Origin of the sequence: Ramlibacter cellulosilyticus, assembly GCF_014297465.1 — a bacterium.
Lineage (GTDB): Bacteria > Pseudomonadota > Gammaproteobacteria > Burkholderiales > Burkholderiaceae_C > Ramlibacter > Ramlibacter cellulosilyticus.
This window is the reverse complement of sequence record NZ_JACORT010000001.1, coordinates 617,558-633,518: the sequence shown is the minus strand read 5'-3', so window position 1 is coordinate 633,518 and position 15,961 is coordinate 617,558. Positions and strand designations below refer to the sequence as shown.

At 67.9% G+C, this 15,961-nt stretch carries 15 protein-coding genes; 10 read left to right on the top strand and 5 right to left on the bottom strand.

Annotated features, from left to right (window positions below; all coding sequences use genetic code 11):
• The first annotated feature begins 21 nt into the window (after window positions 1-21).
• From H8N03_RS03130 to H8N03_RS03110, 5 genes are read left to right on the top strand one after another with little or no spacing between them, the layout of a single operon-like run.
• On the top strand, window positions 22-1,236 hold the full coding sequence (locus H8N03_RS03130) for a type II secretion system F family protein (protein ID WP_187074653.1): 1,215 nt from the start codon (window positions 22-24) through the stop codon (window positions 1,234-1,236).
• A complete protein-coding gene (locus H8N03_RS03125; protein ID WP_187074652.1) occupies window positions 1,236-2,102 on the top strand; it encodes a prepilin peptidase in 867 nt (288 codons plus the stop codon). Before H8N03_RS03130 ends, H8N03_RS03125 begins: the two co-directional genes overlap by 1 nt.
• Before the next feature lie 7 nt (window positions 2,103-2,109).
• Window positions 2,110-2,712 carry a dephospho-CoA kinase gene (gene coaE / locus H8N03_RS03120; protein WP_187074651.1) on the top strand — a complete coding sequence of 201 codons (603 nt, stop codon included), beginning with the start codon at window positions 2,110-2,112 and terminating at the stop codon, window positions 2,710-2,712.
• Between the two features lie 40 nt (window positions 2,713-2,752).
• A complete protein-coding gene (gene zapD / locus H8N03_RS03115; RefSeq protein ID WP_187074650.1) occupies window positions 2,753-3,505 on the top strand; it encodes a cell division protein ZapD in 753 nt (250 codons plus the stop codon).
• 1 nt (window position 3,506) lies between these two features.
• On the top strand, window positions 3,507-3,713 hold the full coding sequence (locus tag H8N03_RS03110; RefSeq protein WP_187074649.1) for a DNA gyrase inhibitor YacG: 207 nt from the start codon (window positions 3,507-3,509) through the stop codon (window positions 3,711-3,713).
• Between the two features lie 124 nt (window positions 3,714-3,837).
• On the opposite strand, the gene H8N03_RS03105 is transcribed toward H8N03_RS03110, so the two are convergent.
• The 5 genes from H8N03_RS03105 to H8N03_RS03085 are packed head-to-tail and all read right to left on the bottom strand — an operon-like array spanning window position 3,838 to window position 7,706.
• Window positions 3,838-4,299 carry an NUDIX domain-containing protein gene (locus H8N03_RS03105; RefSeq protein WP_187075200.1) on the bottom strand — a complete coding sequence of 154 codons (462 nt, stop codon included), beginning with the start codon at window positions 4,297-4,299 and terminating at the stop codon, window positions 3,838-3,840.
• A 5-nt stretch (window positions 4,300-4,304) separates the two neighbouring features.
• Window positions 4,305-5,177: an ATP-binding protein gene (locus tag H8N03_RS03100; RefSeq protein WP_187074648.1), complete on the bottom strand. Its 873-nt coding sequence runs from the start codon at window positions 5,175-5,177 to the stop codon at window positions 4,305-4,307.
• On the bottom strand, window positions 5,177-6,403 hold the full coding sequence (gene argJ, locus H8N03_RS03095) for a bifunctional glutamate N-acetyltransferase/amino-acid acetyltransferase ArgJ (RefSeq protein ID WP_187074647.1): 1,227 nt from the start codon (window positions 6,401-6,403) through the stop codon (window positions 5,177-5,179). The genes H8N03_RS03100 and argJ overlap by 1 nt, the downstream gene beginning before the upstream one ends.
• A 37-nt stretch (window positions 6,404-6,440) precedes the next feature.
• Window positions 6,441-6,875: a rhodanese-like domain-containing protein gene (locus H8N03_RS03090; RefSeq protein WP_187074646.1), complete on the bottom strand. Its 435-nt coding sequence runs from the start codon at window positions 6,873-6,875 to the stop codon at window positions 6,441-6,443.
• A gap of 39 nt (window positions 6,876-6,914) precedes the next feature.
• Window positions 6,915-7,706 (bottom strand): fumarylacetoacetate hydrolase family protein, encoded by a 792-nt coding sequence (locus H8N03_RS03085; RefSeq protein ID WP_187074645.1) that lies wholly within the window; start codon window positions 7,704-7,706, stop codon window positions 6,915-6,917.
• A gap of 173 nt (window positions 7,707-7,879) precedes the next feature.
• On the opposite strand from H8N03_RS03085, the gene H8N03_RS03080 reads away from it, so the two are divergent.
• The 5 genes from H8N03_RS03080 (at window position 7,880) to icmF (ending at window position 15,947) form a co-directional block, all read left to right on the top strand.
• Window positions 7,880-8,998 (top strand): TRAP transporter substrate-binding protein, encoded by a 1,119-nt coding sequence (locus H8N03_RS03080; RefSeq protein ID WP_187074644.1) that lies wholly within the window; start codon window positions 7,880-7,882, stop codon window positions 8,996-8,998.
• Between the two features lie 81 nt (window positions 8,999-9,079).
• The gene (locus tag H8N03_RS03075; RefSeq protein WP_187074643.1) at window positions 9,080-9,697 is read left to right on the top strand and encodes a TRAP transporter small permease subunit; all 618 of its coding nucleotides are present in this window, start codon (window positions 9,080-9,082) and stop codon (window positions 9,695-9,697) included.
• On the top strand, window positions 9,694-11,784 hold the full coding sequence (locus tag H8N03_RS03070; protein WP_187074642.1) for a TRAP transporter large permease subunit: 2,091 nt from the start codon (window positions 9,694-9,696) through the stop codon (window positions 11,782-11,784). The genes H8N03_RS03075 and H8N03_RS03070 overlap by 4 nt, the downstream gene beginning before the upstream one ends.
• A 98-nt stretch (window positions 11,785-11,882) precedes the next feature.
• Window positions 11,883-12,614, top strand: coding sequence for a MarC family protein (locus H8N03_RS03065; RefSeq protein ID WP_435531647.1), 732 nt, complete (start codon window positions 11,883-11,885; stop codon window positions 12,612-12,614).
• A 39-nt stretch (window positions 12,615-12,653) separates the two neighbouring features.
• Window positions 12,654-15,947 (top strand): fused isobutyryl-CoA mutase/GTPase IcmF, encoded by a 3,294-nt coding sequence (icmF, locus tag H8N03_RS03060; RefSeq protein WP_187074640.1) that lies wholly within the window; start codon window positions 12,654-12,656, stop codon window positions 15,945-15,947.
• The last annotated feature ends 14 nt before the right edge of the window (window positions 15,948-15,961 follow it).

Genomic DNA, 15,961 nt, shown 5'->3' with positions numbered 1-15,961 from the left:
GGAAAGTCGAGAGGAACCCAGATGGCCACCGCAGCAACCAAGGTCAGCGAATTCGTCTTCGAGTGGGAGGGCCGCGATCGCAACGGCAAGCAGGTGCGCGGCGAGACGCGCGCCGCGGGCGAGAACCAGGTCATGGCGTCGCTGCGCCGCCAGGGCGTCTCCCCCACCAAGATCAAGAAGCGCCGCATGCGCTCCGGCTCGAAGATCAAGCCGAAGGACATCGCGATCTTCACCCGGCAGCTCGCCACCATGATGAAGGCCGGCGTGCCGCTGCTGCAGGCCTTCGACATCGTCGGCCGCGGCAACGCGAACCCCAGCGTCACCAAGCTGCTGAACGACATCCGCACGGACGTCGAGACCGGCACCTCGCTGTCCGCGGCGTTCCGCAAGTACCCGATCTACTTCGACAACCTCTACTGCAACCTGGTGGAGGCCGGCGAAGCGGCCGGTATCCTGGAAAGCCTGCTGGACCGCCTGGCCACCTACATGGAGAAGACCGAGGCGATCAAGTCCAAGATCAAGTCGGCGCTCATGTACCCGATCGCGGTGCTGGTGGTCGCCTTCGTCGTGGTCTCGGTGATCATGATCTTCGTGATCCCGGCGTTCAAGGAGGTGTTCACCTCCTTCGGCGCCGACCTGCCGGCGCCCACCCTCTTCGTGATCGCCGTGAGCGAGGTCTTCGTCAAGTGGTGGTGGGCGATCTTCGGGGGCATCGGCGGCACCCTGTACTTCTTCATGCAGGCGTGGAAGCGCAACGAGAAGGTCCAGCAGTTCATGGACCGCCTCATGCTGAAGCTGCCGCTCTTCGGCAACCTGGTCTACAAGTCGGTCATCGCCCGCTGGACGCGCACGCTGTCCACGATGTTCGCCGCGGGCGTGCCGCTGGTGGAAGCGCTCGACTCGGTCGGCGGTGCCTCGGGCAACTCGGTCTACGAGCTGGCCACGCAGAAGATCCAGCAGGAGGTGTCCACCGGCACCAGCCTGACCGCGGCCATGACCAACGCCAACGTGTTCCCGTCGATGGTGCTGCAGATGTGCGCGATCGGCGAGGAGTCCGGCTCCATCGACCACATGCTGGGCAAGGCCGCCGACTTCTATGAAGCCGAGGTCGACGACATGGTCGCGGGCCTGTCCAGCCTGATGGAACCGATCATCATCGTGGTGCTGGGTACCGTGATCGGCGGCATCGTCGTGTCCATGTACCTGCCGATCTTCAAGCTCGGTTCCGTCGTCTGATGTTCCTGGCTCCCGGTCTCGAGGCGGCGATCATCGCCGCCCTCTTCGGCCTGCTGGTCGGAAGCTTCCTCAACGTCGTCGTCTACCGCTACCCGTTGATGCTCGAGCGGCAATGGGCCGCCGAGTGCGCGGACTTCCAGGGCCAGCCGGTCCCGGAAGCCGAGCCCTTCAACCTGGTGGTGCCGCGCTCGCGCTGCCCGCACTGCGGCCACCAGATCCGCTGGTACGAGAACATCCCGGTGGTGAGCTGGCTCGCGCTGCGCGGCCGCTGCTCCTCGTGCAGCAAGGGCATCAGCGTCCGCTACCCCATCGTGGAGCTGGTGACCGGCGCCTTCTTCTTCCTGTGCGCCTGGCGCTGGGGCCTCGGCATCCAGGCCGCGGCCTGGGCCGCGTTCGCGGCGCTCCTGATCTGCCTGTTCCTGATCGACATGGACACGCAGATCCTGCCGGACGACCTGAACTACGCCCTCCTCTGGCTGGGCCTGCTCGCCTCCTCGATGGGTTGGACGGTGTCGCTGTCCTCCGCGGTCTGGGGCGCCGCCCTGGGCTACAGCGTCTTCTGGCTGATCTTCCAGCTGTTCAAGCTGGCCACCGGCAAGGAAGGCATGGGCTACGGCGACTTCAAGCTGCTCGCCGCGCTGGGCGCCTGGCTGGGCGCGCCCTACCTGGTGGCGATCATCCTGATGTCCTCCATCGTGGGCGCCGCGATCGGCATCCTGCTGCTGTTCGTGGGCAAGCTGGCCAACAAGGACATCCCGATGCCCTTCGGCCCTTACCTGGCGGGTGCGGGCCTGCTGTCGCTGGCCCTGAGCCCGGCGGCCGTGCCCCTGCTGCTGCCCTTCGCCTTCCCCTTCGGCGTCCGCTGACCACGCCATGGCCGCGCGCATCGGCCTCACCGGCGGCATCGGCAGCGGCAAGAGCACCGTGCTCGGCATGCTGCAGGCGCTGGGCGCCGCGGCCATCGACGCCGACGCGATCTCGCGGGCGACCACCGCGGCGGGCGGAGCGGCCATCGCCGCCATCCGCGAGAAGTTCGGCCCGGACTTCGTCACCGCCGACGGCGCCCTGGACCGGGGCCGCATGCGCGAGCGCGCGTATGCCCACCCGGAGGCGCGCCGCGAGCTGGAACAGATCATCCATCCGCTCGTGGGCGAGGAGATCGCGCGGCAGGTCGACGCGGCGCTGGCCGCCGGCGCCCGCTGCATCGTCTTCGACATTCCGCTGCTGGTGGAATCCGGCCGCTGGCGCCACCAGCTCGATCGCGTGCTGGTCGTCGACTGCGAGCCCGAAACGCAGGTGGCACGGGTGAGCGCACGCAGCGGGCTGGCCCCCGACGAGGTCCGGGCGATCATCGCGGCGCAGGCCCCGCGCGCCCTGCGCCTCGCGGCGGCCGACCTCGTGATCTGCAACGAGGGGCTGACGCTGGAAGCACTGCGGAACGAAGTGGAACAGGCGGCACGGACCTTCGGGCTATGATGGCGCCCTGCCGCCTGTTGTCCGCAGTCCACGCCCGCCGGTGATCCTCTACGAATACCCCTTCAACGAACGCATCCGGACGTACCTGCGGCTGGAACACCTGTTCCGCCGCCTGGGCGAGCTGATTCCCCGCAGCCACCCGCTGGACCACCACTACGCGCTCGCCACCATCTTCGAGGTGATGGACGTGGCCGCGCGCGCGGACCTCAAGTCCGACGTGCTCAAGGACCTGGAGCGGCAGAAGCAGGTGCTCAATGGCTACCGCGGCAACCCGGCGATTTCGGAGAGGGTGCTCGACGACGTGATCGGCCAGCTGGAGTCCTGCTTCAGCACCGTGAACGGCACGCCCGGCAAGGCGGGCCAGCCCCTCACCGAGAACGAGTGGCTCATGAGCATCCGCAGCCGCGCCGGCATCCCGGGCGGCACCTGCGAATTCGACCTGCCCGGTTACTACGCCTGGCAGCACCATCCGGCCGAAGCGCGCCGCGCCGACCTGGAGCGCTGGGCGAACACGCTGGCGCCGCTGGCGGAATCGATCCACCTGCTGCTGAAGCTGCTGCGCGATTCGGGCATGCCGCAGAAGGTCATGGCCACCGGCGGCCAGCTGCAGCAGACGCTGCCCCAGGGCAAGACCTTCCAGCTGCTGCGCCTGCGCATCGACCCCTCGCTGGGGCTGGTGCCCGAGATCAGCGGCAACCGCCTGATCGTGTCCGTGCGCCTCATGCGGCAGGACAACGACAAGCTGGTGCCCAGCAGCGACAACACGCCTTTCGAGCTGACGCTCTGCGCCTGACATGGCCACGCGTGCCGACAAGCCCCGCATCGTGCGCTGCCCTGCCTGTGGCGGCGACAGCGTCTACGCCCCCAGCAATCCGTTCCGGCCGTTCTGCAGCGAGCGCTGCAAGAACATCGACTTCGGCGACTGGGCCAGCGAGAACTTCCGCGTGCCGGACCAGACGCCGCCGGACGACCTGCCGTTCGGTGATCCGAAGGAGCAGTAAAGCGGACATCCGAACGCAAAGGACGCAAAAGTAGAACAGCCAAGGTCGCAAAGAAATCCTTTGAAGGTATTCCTTTAGCGACCTTTGCGAAACCTTTGCGCCCTTTGCGTTCGGATGTCCGTCTTCAGACCGCGTGCGTCGCCCCCGCGAAACCCCGTTCTTCCGCGAACCACTTCAGCACCGGCACCGTCCCCGGCAGCACCGGCTGCACCTGCACGGGCAGCTGCTGCCACGCGCACTGCTGCCCTTCGTGCATGTGCAGCTCGCCGGTCCATTCGTAGACCTTGCAGAAGTTCAGGCGGACGAGCGCGTGCGGATAGTCGACGCGTTCCACGCGCCAGGGATGCACGGGGCCGATCGTGACGCCGATCTCCTCCTGCAACTCGCGGCGCAAGGCTTGTTCGACGGTCTCGCCGGGTTCGACCTTGCCGCCGGGGAATTCCCAGTAGCCCTCGTACACCTTGCCCGGCGGGCGCGAGGTGAGGAGGAAGGCGCCGTCCGCGCGGATCAACACGCCGACCGCGACTTCCACTTCCTTGCGGTCCGGACCACCCTCGCGCGGACGGTCCCCGTCGGCAACCAGCACGCCGCTCACGCGTGGTGCCGTCCCGCGTAGTCGCGGGCGAACTGGTACGCGACGCGGCCGCTGCGCGAGGCGCGCTCCAGCGCCCACACGAGGGCCTGCGGACGCGCCGCCTCGATGTCGGCCTTCGCCACGCCGAAGTGCTCCAGCCACGTCGCGCAGATGTGCAGGTACTCGTCCTGGCTGAAGGGATAGAAGCTCACCCACAGCCCGAAGCGCTCGGACAGCGAGATCTTCTCCTCGACCACTTCGCCGGGGTGCACCTCGCCATCGTCCGTGTGCGTGTACGTGAGGTTCTCCTTCATGTACTCGGGCAGCAGGTGGCGGCGGTTGCTCGTGGCGTAGATCAGGACGTTGGGCGTCGATGCCGCGACCGACCCGTCGAGGATGGACTTCAGCGCCTTGTACCCGGCCTCGCCTTCCTCGAAGGAGAGGTCGTCGCAGAACACCATGAACTTCTCGGGCCGGCCCGCGACGATGTCCACCACGTCGGGCAGGTCCACCATGTCCGCCTTGTCGATCTCGATCAGGCGCAGGCCCTGGCCGCTGTATTCGTTCAGGCAGGCCTTCACCAGCGAGGACTTGCCCGTGCCGCGCGCGCCGGTGAGCAGCACGTTGTTGGCGGGGTGCCCCTGCACGAACTGCTCCGTGTTGCGCTGGATCTTCTCCTTCTGCGGGTCGATCTCCTTCAGGTCCTCCAGGCGGATGCCGGCCACGTGCTTCACGGGCTCCAGCACGCCGTGGCCGCTGGAGCGCTTGCGGTAGCGCCAGGCGATCGCCGCATTCCAGTCGGGGGCGGAAAGAGGTTGCGGCAGCACCGCCTCGAGGCGGTCGAGGAGCTGCATGGCGCGCGAAATCAGCGCGTCGAAGTTCTGGCTCATCAGGATCTGTAGTCGGCGTTGATCGTCACGTACTCGTGGCTGAAGTCGCAGGTCCACACCTGGTCGGCCGCGGTGCCGCGGCCCAGGTCCACGCGCACGGTGATCTCGGACTGCTTCATCACGCGCTGGCCGTCTTCCTCGCGGTACGAGGGATTGCGGCCGCCGCGCGTGGCGACGTGCACGTCGTCCAGGTACAGCTCGATGCCGGCCTGGTCGAGGTCCTCGATGCCCGCATAGCCCACGGCGGCCAGGATGCGGCCCAGGTTCGGGTCGCTCGCGAAGAACGCGGTCTTCACCAGCGGCGAATGCGCGATCGCGTACGCGACCTGCCGGCACTCGTCGGCGGTCCTGCCGCCCTGCACGCGCACGGTGATGAACTTGGTCGCGCCCTCGCCGTCGCGCACGATGGCCTGCGCGAGCAGGCGCGCGACCTCCAGCATGGCGGCCTTCAGCGCCCGGCCGGCCGGCGTGTGCAGCGAACCGATCACGGGGTGCCGCGCCTTGTTGGTCGCGACCACCACGAAGGAGTCGTTGGTCGACGTGTCGCCGTCGACGGTGACGCGGTTGAACGAGCCCTCCGCCAGCTCGAACGCGAGCTCCTGCAGCAGGCGCGGGTCCACCTGCGCGTCGGTGGCCAGGAAGCCCAGCATCGTCGCCATGTTCGGGCGGATCATGCCGGCGCCCTTGCTGATGCCGGTGACGGTGACCGTGGCGCCTTCGACCTGCACCTGGCGGCTGAACGCCTTGGGCAGCGTGTCGGTCGTCATGATGCCTTCGGCCGCCTTGAGCCAGTGCTCCGGCTTCGCGTCGGCGATCGCGGCGGGCAGGCCCTTCTCGATGCGGTCGACCGGCAGCGGCTCCATGATCACGCCGGTGGAGAACGGCAGCACCTGCTCGGGCGCGAGCTCCAGCAGGCGCGCGGCGGCGACGCACGTCGTGCGCGCGCGCACCAGGCCGTCTTCGCCGGTGCCCGCGTTCGCGTTGCCGGTGTTGATGACCATCGCGCGGATGTCGCCGCGCGCGATGTGTTCGCGGCACACCTGCACCGGCGCCGCGCAGAAGCGGTTGCGCGTGAAGACGCCGCCCACCGCCGTGCCCTCGTCGAACAGGAAGACGACGAGGTCCTTGCGGTTCGCCTTGCGGATGCCCGCCTCCGCCACGCCGATGCGCACGCCCGGGACGGGGTGCAGCGAGTCCGCGCGCGGGGCGCCCAGGTTGACTGCCATGAAGAGTCCTTGTGTTTTCTCGAAGGGAACGCCGGCTTCAGCCCTGGCGCCAGGGGAGGCCGCGGAAGCGCCAGCCGCCCTTGCGGCCGCGGTGCCCCTGCTCGTCGGCATCGCCCTCGAAGCCTTCCAGGATGTTGTACGCCTCGATGCCCAGCTCCGTGGCGCGCTTCGCCGCCGCGATGGAGCGCACGCCGCTGCGGCACAGGAGCACGGCCTTCTTGCCGGGCGGCACGGCCGCGCGCAGCTTGTCGCCGAACGCGGCATCGACCTGCATGCCCGGCCACTGCTTCCACGCGAGCGGCACCGCGCCCGGCACGAAGCCCACCCATTCGCGCTCGGCGTCGGTGCGCACGTCCACGAGCACGGCGTCGCCCGCCTGCCACCAGCGGCAGGCGAGCTCGGGCGTCACGTCACCCGCGTAGCCCTCGGCAGGCCGGGGCTGGTCGGGGGGAGGAGAAGCGGCGGCGTTCATGGCGGCGATTTTGCCACCCGCCGCCGCGGGCGCTCCGGATCAGACCACCCGCACCTGCAGGTTGGGCAGCTTGTCGATGTGGATCTCCATCACGTCGCCGCGCACCACGGGACCGACGTTCTCGGGCGTGCCCGAGTAGATGATGTCGCCGGGGAAGAGCTCGTTGGCTTCCGACAGCTTGCTGATCTGCTCCGCCACCGACCAGATCATCTGGTTGAGGTTGGCGTTCTGCTTGGTCTGGCCGTTCACCTTCAGCCAGATCGCGCCCTGCGTGAAGTGGCCGATCCGCGAAGCGGGATACAGCGGGCCGAGCACGGCGGAATGGTCGAAGCTCTTGCCGATCTCCCAGGGCTTCTTCTCGTCGCCCATCGCGCGCTGCAGGTCGCGGCGCGTCATGTCCAGGCCGAGCGTGTAGCCCCAGACGTGGTCGAGCGCCTGCGCCACGGGGATGTTGCGGCCGCCCTTGCCGAGCGCCGCCACGAGTTCCACCTCGTAGTGGTAGTTCTTCGTGAGCGTCGGGTACGGATGGTCCGCCACCTGCCCGGGGGTGACGTTCTGGATCGCGTCGGTGGGTTTCTGGAAGAAGAAGGGCGGTTCGCGGGTCGGGTCCGAGCCCATCTCGCGCGCATGCGCCGCGTAGTTGCGGCCGATGCAGTAGATGCGCCGCACCGGGAAGAGCTCGCCGGAACCCGCGACGGGAATGTAGGTATCGGCGACCTGGAAGAGCGGCTTGCCGCCGCCCATGCCCATGGTCGTGCCGGTGCTCGCGCAGCCGGCGAGCGTGGTCGCGGCCGCGGCGGCAGTTCCTTGGAAGAAATGGCGTCTGTCCATCGTTGATGTCTCCTGGGTTTTGTCTGGACGATGCGGGATCGGGGAGGGTCGACAGCCCTTCGTCAGGAATAGGCGTCCTGTCCCGGTAGGCGCTCCGTGTAAACCCTATTACCCCCTGTACAGAGCGAATCAATGATCGCCTGCCACTCATTCCAACGCAAGGAGACAAGCCCATGACCGCCACCAACAACACGCGGCGCCGCAACCTGCTGAAGGGAGCCGCCGTCGCCGCCGGTGCCATGTCGGCGCCGATGGTCGCCGTCGCGCAGACCACGTCGTTCCGCTTCCAGAGCACCTGGCCCGCGAAGGACATCTTCCACGAGTACGCCAACGACTTCGCCAAGAAGGTGAACGACATGGCGGGCGGCCGCCTGAAGATCGAGGTGCTGCCCTCCGGTGCCGTGGTGCCTGCCTTCCAGTTGCTGGAAGCGGTGAACAAGGGCACGCTCGACGGCGGCCACGGCGTGGTGGCTTACCACTACGGCAAGAACTCCGCGCTGGCCCTGTGGGGTTCGGGCCCGGCGTTCGGCATGGACCCGAACATGGTGCTGTCCTGGCACTACTACGGCGGCGGCAAGGCGCTGCTGGACGACATCTACAAGTCCATCAACATGGACGTCGTGTCCTACCTGTACGGCCCGCAGCCCTGCCAGCCCCTCGGCTGGTTCAAGAAGCCGGTGTCGAACGTGGCGCAGATCAAGGGCCTCAAGTTCCGCACCGTGGGCCTGGCCGTGGACGTGTTCAAGGAACTCGGCGCCGCGGTGAACCCGCTGCCCGGCGGCGAAATCGTGCCCGCGCTGGACCGCGGCCTGATCGACGCGGCGGAATTCAACAACGCCACGTCCGACCGCATCCTCGGCTTCCCCGACGTGGCCAAGAACTGCATGCTGCAGTCCTTCCACCAGTCCGGCGAGCAGTTCGAGATCCTGTTCAACAAGAGCAAGTACAACGGCCTGCCCGCCGAGCTCAAGGCGATCATCGACTACGCCGTGCAGGCTTCCAGCGCCGACATGTCGTGGAAGGCGATCGACCGCAACTCCAAGGACTACATCGAGCTGAAGACCAAGGACAAGATCAGCTTCTACAAGACGCCCGACTCCATCCTGAAGGCGCAGCTCGATGCCTGGGACAAGGTGACCGCCGCCAAGGCCAAGGAGAACCCGCACTTCGAGAAGGTGCTGGCTTCGCAGCGCGCCTATGCCGAGCGCGCGGGCCAGTGGCAGAACGACTACCTGGTCGACTACAAGATGGCCTGGAACCGCTACTTCCGCGCCGGCGGCAAGAAGACCTGAGGCGACGCGGGGCCGAGCAGGGGCGGCTGATTCGCAGCCGCCCTTTTTTTGGCCGGCACGGACCTGGAGCAAAGGAAAAGAATGCAGAAAGTACTACTGGCCGTGGACCGGCTGTCCACCTGGATCGGGCAGCTGTTCGCGTGGGCCATCATCCTCCTGACCGGGCTCATCTCGTGGGAAGTGTTCTCGCGCTACGTGCTCGGCAAACCGCACGGCTGGATGCTCGACGTGCAGATCATGCTGTACGGCATCCTGTTCATGATGGCGGGCGCCTACACCCTGTCGAAGAACGGGCACGTCCGCGGCGACGTGCTGTACGGCTTCTTCCGGCCGCGCACGCAGGCGTCGCTGGACCTGGTGCTGTACATCCTGTTCTTCCTGCCCGGCGTGGTCGCCATGACGTATGCGGGGTGGCTGTACTTCGGCGAGTCGCTCGCGATCCGCGAGACGACCTTCAACGCGGACCCGATCCCGGTCTATCCCTTCAAGTTCTTCATTCCCTTCGCCGGCGCCATCCTGCTGCTGCAGGGGCTGGTGGAGATCGCGCGCTGCGTGATCTGCATCCGTGACGGCCAGTGGCCCTCTCGCGAGCAGGACGTGGAGGAAGTCGACGTCGACAAGCTCAAGGCGATGGTCCATGCGGACCCGCACTCCGAACTCGCCGCCCCGCCGGCCGAACGTGGAGGTGGCCCGCTGTGAAGATCCGCAAGGAACTCTGGTTCGGCTTCGGGCTGATGGCGGTGATCGTGATCGCCGCCCTCTGGATGCTGATCGCCGTCGACACCATCGAGCGCGGCCACATCGGCCTGCTGATGCTGTCGCTGGTGGTCGTGGCGATCATGCTGGGCTTCCCCACCGCCTTCACGCTGATGGGCATGGGGATGATCTTCACCTGGCTCGCATACGGCAGGAACACGACGCACACGCTGGACCTGATGGTGCAGGCGACGTTCAAGACGATGGGCAACGACGTCCTGATCGCGATCCCGCTGTTCGTGTTCATGGGGTACATCGTCGAACGGGCGAACCTGATCGAGCGCCTGTTCCGCAGCATCCACCTGGCGCTCGCACGGCTGCCCGGCGCGCTCGCCGTGGCGACGCTGGTCACCTGCGCGATCTTCGCGACGGCCACCGGCATCGTCGGCGCGGTCGTCACGCTGATGGGGCTGCTCGCGATGCCGGCGATGCTGAAGGCGGGCTACAACGTGCGCCTCACCGCCGGCTCGATCACGGCGGGCGGCTGCCTCGGCATCCTGATCCCGCCCTCGGTGCTGCTGATCGTCTACGGCGCCACCGCCGGCGTGTCGGTGGTGCAGCTCTATGCGGGCGCGTTCTTCCCCGGCCTGATGCTCGCGGGCCTGTACGTGCTGTTCGTGATCATCGTGGCCAAGGTCAAGCCCTCGCTGGCGCCGCCCTTGTCCGCGGAAGACCGGTTCGTCCCGCTGCCGCCGCTCACGCAGAAGATCACCAACCCGGACGGCCGCCAGCACGCGGTCCTCGGCCTGGTCGCCGCCCTCAAGGGCAAGCGCAACCAGGACGTGCCCACCGGCTACCTGGTGCGCCAGCTCGCGCTCGCGGTCGCGCCGCTGCTGCTCTTCGTGTTCGCTTCCCTCTGGAGCTACAAGCTCGTGACGGAGCCGCTGGAGGCCGAGGCGACCTACGAGAACCTCACGCGCATGGGCGAAGGCGCACCCGCGCAGCGCAGCAGCACTTCGTCCGGCCTGGCCGAGCCGCCGGCTGCCGGCGGGCTGGCGGAACCTCCCGCCGCCTCCGGCGGGCTCGCCGAACCGCCCGCCTCGGGTGGACTGGCCGAACCTCCGGCAGAGCCGGCAGCAGGCGGCAGCCTGTCCGAGCCGCCTGCCGCAGGCGGCGTGTCGGAACCACCGGCTGCGTCCACCGGTGTGTCCGAGCCGCCCGCCGCCGGTGGCGTGGCCGAGCCGCCCGGTTCCGTCCAGGAGCCCCCGGCTGCCGCAGGCGTGCAGGAGCCTCCGGGCGCGGATGCGAAGGCGGGTGCGACCAACGGCGAACGCGAGGCCTCGCGCGGATGGTGGATCACCTTCGCCATCTTCGCGGCGCTGTTCGCGATCTTCTACGCCCTGCTCACGTTCGCGCGGCTCGAAGTGTTCAAGATGCTGCTCACCAGCTTCTTCCCGCTGATGGTGCTGATCCTGGCGGTGCTCGGCTCCATCGTGCTGGGGCTGGCGACGCCGACGGAAGCCGCCGCCGTGGGTGCGCTCGGCGGCTTCCTGCTCGCCATCGCCTACCGGCAACTGACCTTCGAGGTGGTCAAGGAAAGCGTGTTCCTCACGGCCAAGACCTCCGCCATGGTGTGCTGGCTGTTCGTGGGTTCCGCGATCTTCTCGGCGGCCTTCGCGCTGCTGGGCGGCCAGGAACTGGTGGAGCGCTGGGTGCTGTCGATGGACCTCACGAAGACGCAGTTCCTCGTGCTGTCGCAGGTGATCATCTTCATCCTGGGCTGGCCGCTGGAGTGGACGGAGATCATCGTGATCTTCATGCCGATCTTCGTGCCGCTGCTGGACAACTTCGGGGTCGACCCGCTGCTGTTCGGCCTGCTGGTGGCGCTGAACCTGCAGACGGCCTTCCTGTCCCCGCCGGTGGCGATGTCCGCCTTCTACCTGAAGGGGGTGAGCCCGCCGCACGTGACGCTGAACCAGATCTTCGCGGGGATGATCCCGTTCATGGGCATCCAGATCCTCGCGATCTTCCTGCTGTACATCTGGCCCGAGATCGGCCTGTGGCTGCCCTCGGTCCTGTACGGACGCTGAGCGCACCATGCACGGCGAAAAGGCGGCTCCGGCCGCCTTTTTCCATCCTGGGCCGCGTGCAGAATGCGTGACCGACCAGACCGAGAGACTCCATGGCCGTGAGCTGGGAACTCCTGGGGGCCGTCGGGCGCGGATTCCTGTTCGCGCTCGCCGCCATCCTGCCGATCGTGAATCCGGCAGCGACCGCCCCCGTCTTCCTCACCCTGACCGAAGGGGCGAGCGCCGAGACGCGCGCCCTGCTGGCGCGGCGCATCGCCGGCAACATGATCCTGCTGCTGGCGGGCTCCATGCTGGTGGGCTCCTACGTGCTGGACTTCTTCGGCATCTCGCTGCCCATCGTGCGCGTGGGCGGTGGCCTCGTCGTGGCCGCCGCCGCGTGGCGCCTGCTCTCCGCCGACCCGGTGCATGCGGACGACCGCGCGGCCCTGGCCGACGCCTTCACGCCCGAACAGGCGCGGCGCCAGGCCTTCTATCCGCTGACCTTCCCGATCAGTTGCGGCCCCGGCTCCATCGCCGCGGCGATCACGGTGGGGGTCTCGCTGATCGACGCGCGGGTGACCGTGACGCTCGCCCACATCGGCGGCGGCCTGCTGGCGCTGCTCGCCTGCGGCGTGCTGCTGTACTTCGCGTTCCGCTATGCGCAGGTGCTGCTGCGCCCGCTCGGCGAGGCCGGCACCGTGGTGTTCCTCCGGCTCGCCGCCTTCATCCTCCTGTGCCTGGGCGTGCAGATCATCTGGGATGGCGCCAGGGAACTGCTGTCCACGGTGACGCAGCCCGTCGTGACGGTTTCCACCGAGGACCGCGGCGGGTTTTCGTTGACGTTGACGTAAACGTCAATTAAGGTACCGGCTCTCCTGGAGCTCCCCCGAATGACCGACCTGTCCGCCGAATTCAAGGCGCTCGCCAGCTACCGCCCGACCCACAAGGTGCGCTTCGTCACCGCCGCCTCGCTGTTCGACGGCCACGACGCCGCGATCAACATCATGCGGCGCATCCTGCAGGGCATGGGCGCGGAGGTGATCCACCTCGGCCACAACCGCAGCGTCGACGACGTCGTGACCGCGGCGCTGCAGGAGGACGTGCAGGGCATCGCCGTCAGCTCCTACCAGGGCGGCCACGTCGAATACTTCAAGTACATGGTCGACCTGCTGCGCGAGCGCGGCGGCGCCCACATCCAGGTCTTCGGCGGCGGCGGCGGCGTGATCGTGCCGGCGGAGATCCGCGAGCTGCAGGACTACGGCGTCACCCGCATCTACAGCCCGGAGGACGGGCAGCGCATGGGCCTGCAAGGCATGATCGGCGAGATGGTGATGCGCGCCGACCAGGACCTGTCGGCGCACGCCCCGCGCGAGCTCCCCGCCATCCGGGGCCACACGCAGCAGGCCTGGCGCGCACTGGCGCAGCTGGTGACCGCACTGGAGAACGGCAGCGCCGGCGGCAAGCTGGTGCAGGACCTGCGGATGGCCGCCGACGGCGTCCGCATCCCCGTGCTCGGGATCACGGGCACCGGTGGCGCCGGCAAGTCTTCCCTCACCGACGAACTGATCCGCCGCCTGCGCCTGGACCAGGACGACCGCCTGCACGTCGCCGTCATTTCCATCGATCCTTCCCGCCGCAAGAGCGGGGGCGCGCTCCTCGGGGACCGCATCCGCATGAACGCAATCGGACCGTGGCAGCAAGGCCAGCGCGTCTACATGCGCTCGCTCGCCACGCGCTCGGACGGCAACGAGATCTCCGCCGCGCTCGGCGACGTCGTCGCCGCCTGCAAGGCCGCCGGCTTCGACCTCGTGGTCGTCGAGACCGCAGGCATCGGGCAAGGCGACGCGGCGATCGTCCCCCACGTCGACATCCCGCTGTACGTGATGACGCCGGAGTTCGGCGCCGCGAGCCAGCTCGAGAAGATCGACATGCTGGACTTCGCCGAGTTCGTCGCGATCAACAAGTTCGACCGCAAGGGCGCGGCCGATGCGCTGCGCGACGTGGCCAAGCAGGTGCAGCGCAATCGCGAAGCCTTCGGCAGGCGCCCGGAGGAGATGCCGGTGTTCGGCACCATGGCGGCACGCTTCAACGACGACGGCGTCACGGCGCTGTACCAGGCGCTCAAGCCGCGCCTGGCCGAACTGGGCCTGCCGCTGCAGGACGGGCGGCTGCCTTCCGTCACGGTACGCCACAGCACGAACCAGACGCCCGTGGTCCCGCCCGCGCGCACGCGCTACCTTGCCGAGATTTCGGAGACCGTGCGCGGCTACAAGAAGCGCGTGCGCCAGCAGGTGCAGCTCGCCCGCGAGATCCAGCAGCTGAAGGAAGCCGCGCGCATGTTGAAGCTCGAGAAGCCCGGCCGCGCACCCGCGGCGGAGGCGACGCTCGACCTGGCCGCCCATCGCCTCGCGAAGATGGACAAGGACGCGCTCCATCTCCTGAAGCAGTGGCCGGACATGCAGAAGGCGTACGCGGGCGACGAATACGTGGTGAAGATCCGCGACCGCGAGATCCGCACGAAACTGACCTACACGTCCCTTTCGGGCACGGTCGTGCGCAAGGTGTCGCTGCCGCCGTACGAGGACCACGGCGAGATCCTGCGCTGGCTGATGCTGGAGAACGTGCCGGGCAGCTACCCGTACACCGCCGGCGTGTTCGCCTTCAAGCGCGAGAACGAGGACCCCACGCGCATGTTCGCGGGCGAAGGCGATGCGTTCCGCACCAACAAGCGCTTCAAGCTGCTGTCCGCGGGCATGCCGGCCAAGCGCCTGTCCACCGCCTTCGACTCGGTCACGCTGTACGGCAACGACCCCGACCCGCGGCCCGACATCTACGGCAAGGTCGGCAACTCCGGCGTGTCGATCGCCACGCTGGACGACATGAAGGTGCTGTACTCCGGCTTCGACCTGTGCGACCCGGCGACCTCGGTGTCGATGACCATCAACGGCCCCGCGCCGACGATCCTGGCGATGTTCATGAACACCGCCATCGACCAGAACATCGAGAAGTTCAAGGCGGACAACGGACGCGAACCCACCGACACCGAGGCGGCCAAGATCCGCGAATGGGTGCTCGCCAACGTCCGCGGCACCGTGCAGGCCGACATCCTCAAGGAAGACCAGGGCCAGAACACCTGCATCTTCTCCACCGAGTTCTCGCTGAAGGTGATGGGCGACATCGCCCAGTACTTCGTGCACCACGACGTGCGCAACTTCTACTCGGTGTCCATCTCCGGCTACCACATCGCCGAGGCGGGCGCGAACCCGATCTCGCAGCTGGCCTTCACGCTGTCCAACGGCTTCACCTTCGTCGAGGCCTATCTCGCGCGCGGGATGCACGTGGACGACTTCGCGCCCAACCTCTCCTTCTTCTTCTCCAACGGCATGGACCCGGAGTACACGGTGCTGGGCCGCGTGGCGCGCCGCATCTGGGCGGTGGCGATGAAGGAGAAGTACGGCGCCAACGAGCGCAGCCAGAAGCTCAAGTACCACATCCAGACCTCGGGCCGCTCGCTGCACGCGCAGGAGATCGCCTTCAACGACATCCGCACGACGCTGCAGGCGCTGATCGCGATCTACGACAACTGCAACTCGCTGCACACCAACGCCTACGACGAGGCGATCACCACGCCCACCGAGGAATCCGTGCGGCGCGCGATGGCGATCCAGCTGATCATCAACCGGGAGTGGGGCCTCGCGAAGAACGAGAACCCGAACCAGGGCGCCTTCGTGATCGAGGAGCTCACCGAGCTGGTGGAGGAAGCGGTGCTCGCCGAGTTCGAGCGCATCTCCGAGCGCGGCGGCGTGCTGGGCGCGATGGAGACCGGCTACCAGCGTGGCCGCATCCAGGACGAGAGCATGCACTACGAGATGCTCAAGCACACCGGCGAGCTGCCCATCATCGGGGTCAACACCTTCCGCAACCCGCACGGCGACGCCATCCCCGAGAAGCTGGAGCTCGCCCGCTCCACCGAGGAAGAGAAGCAGGGGCAGCTGCAGCGCCTGCGCGACTTCCATGCGCGCAACGCGAAGGAAGCACCGGCGATGCTGCAGCGCCTGCAGCAGGCCGTGATCGGCAACGGGAACGTGTTCGAGGTCCTGATGGATGCGGTGCGCGTCTGCTCGCTGGGGCAGATCACGGGCGCCCTGTTCGAAGTCGGCGGGCAGTACCGCCGCAACATGTGAGAGAAGGAAGAGAG

Coding starts and splice junctions, on each gene's coding strand:
- H8N03_RS03130 (WP_187074653.1), top strand. CDS start 22: ATGGCCACCGCAGCAACCAAGGTCAGCGAATTCGTCTTCGAGTGGGAG.
- H8N03_RS03125 (WP_187074652.1), top strand. CDS start 1,236: ATGTTCCTGGCTCCCGGTCTCGAGGCGGCGATCATCGCCGCCCTCTTC.
- coaE (WP_187074651.1), top strand. CDS start 2,110: ATGGCCGCGCGCATCGGCCTCACCGGCGGCATCGGCAGCGGCAAGAGC.
- H8N03_RS03110 (WP_187074649.1), top strand. CDS start 3,507: ATGGCCACGCGTGCCGACAAGCCCCGCATCGTGCGCTGCCCTGCCTGT.
- H8N03_RS03100 (WP_187074648.1), bottom strand. CDS start 5,177: ATGAGCCAGAACTTCGACGCGCTGATTTCGCGCGCCATGCAGCTCCTC.
- argJ (WP_187074647.1), bottom strand. CDS start 6,403: ATGGCAGTCAACCTGGGCGCCCCGCGCGCGGACTCGCTGCACCCCGTC.
- H8N03_RS03090 (WP_187074646.1), bottom strand. CDS start 6,875: ATGAACGCCGCCGCTTCTCCTCCCCCCGACCAGCCCCGGCCTGCCGAG.
- H8N03_RS03085 (WP_187074645.1), bottom strand. CDS start 7,706: ATGGACAGACGCCATTTCTTCCAAGGAACTGCCGCCGCGGCCGCGACC.
- H8N03_RS03080 (WP_187074644.1), top strand. CDS start 7,880: ATGACCGCCACCAACAACACGCGGCGCCGCAACCTGCTGAAGGGAGCC.
- H8N03_RS03075 (WP_187074643.1), top strand. CDS start 9,080: ATGCAGAAAGTACTACTGGCCGTGGACCGGCTGTCCACCTGGATCGGG.
- icmF (WP_187074640.1), top strand. CDS start 12,654: ATGACCGACCTGTCCGCCGAATTCAAGGCGCTCGCCAGCTACCGCCCG.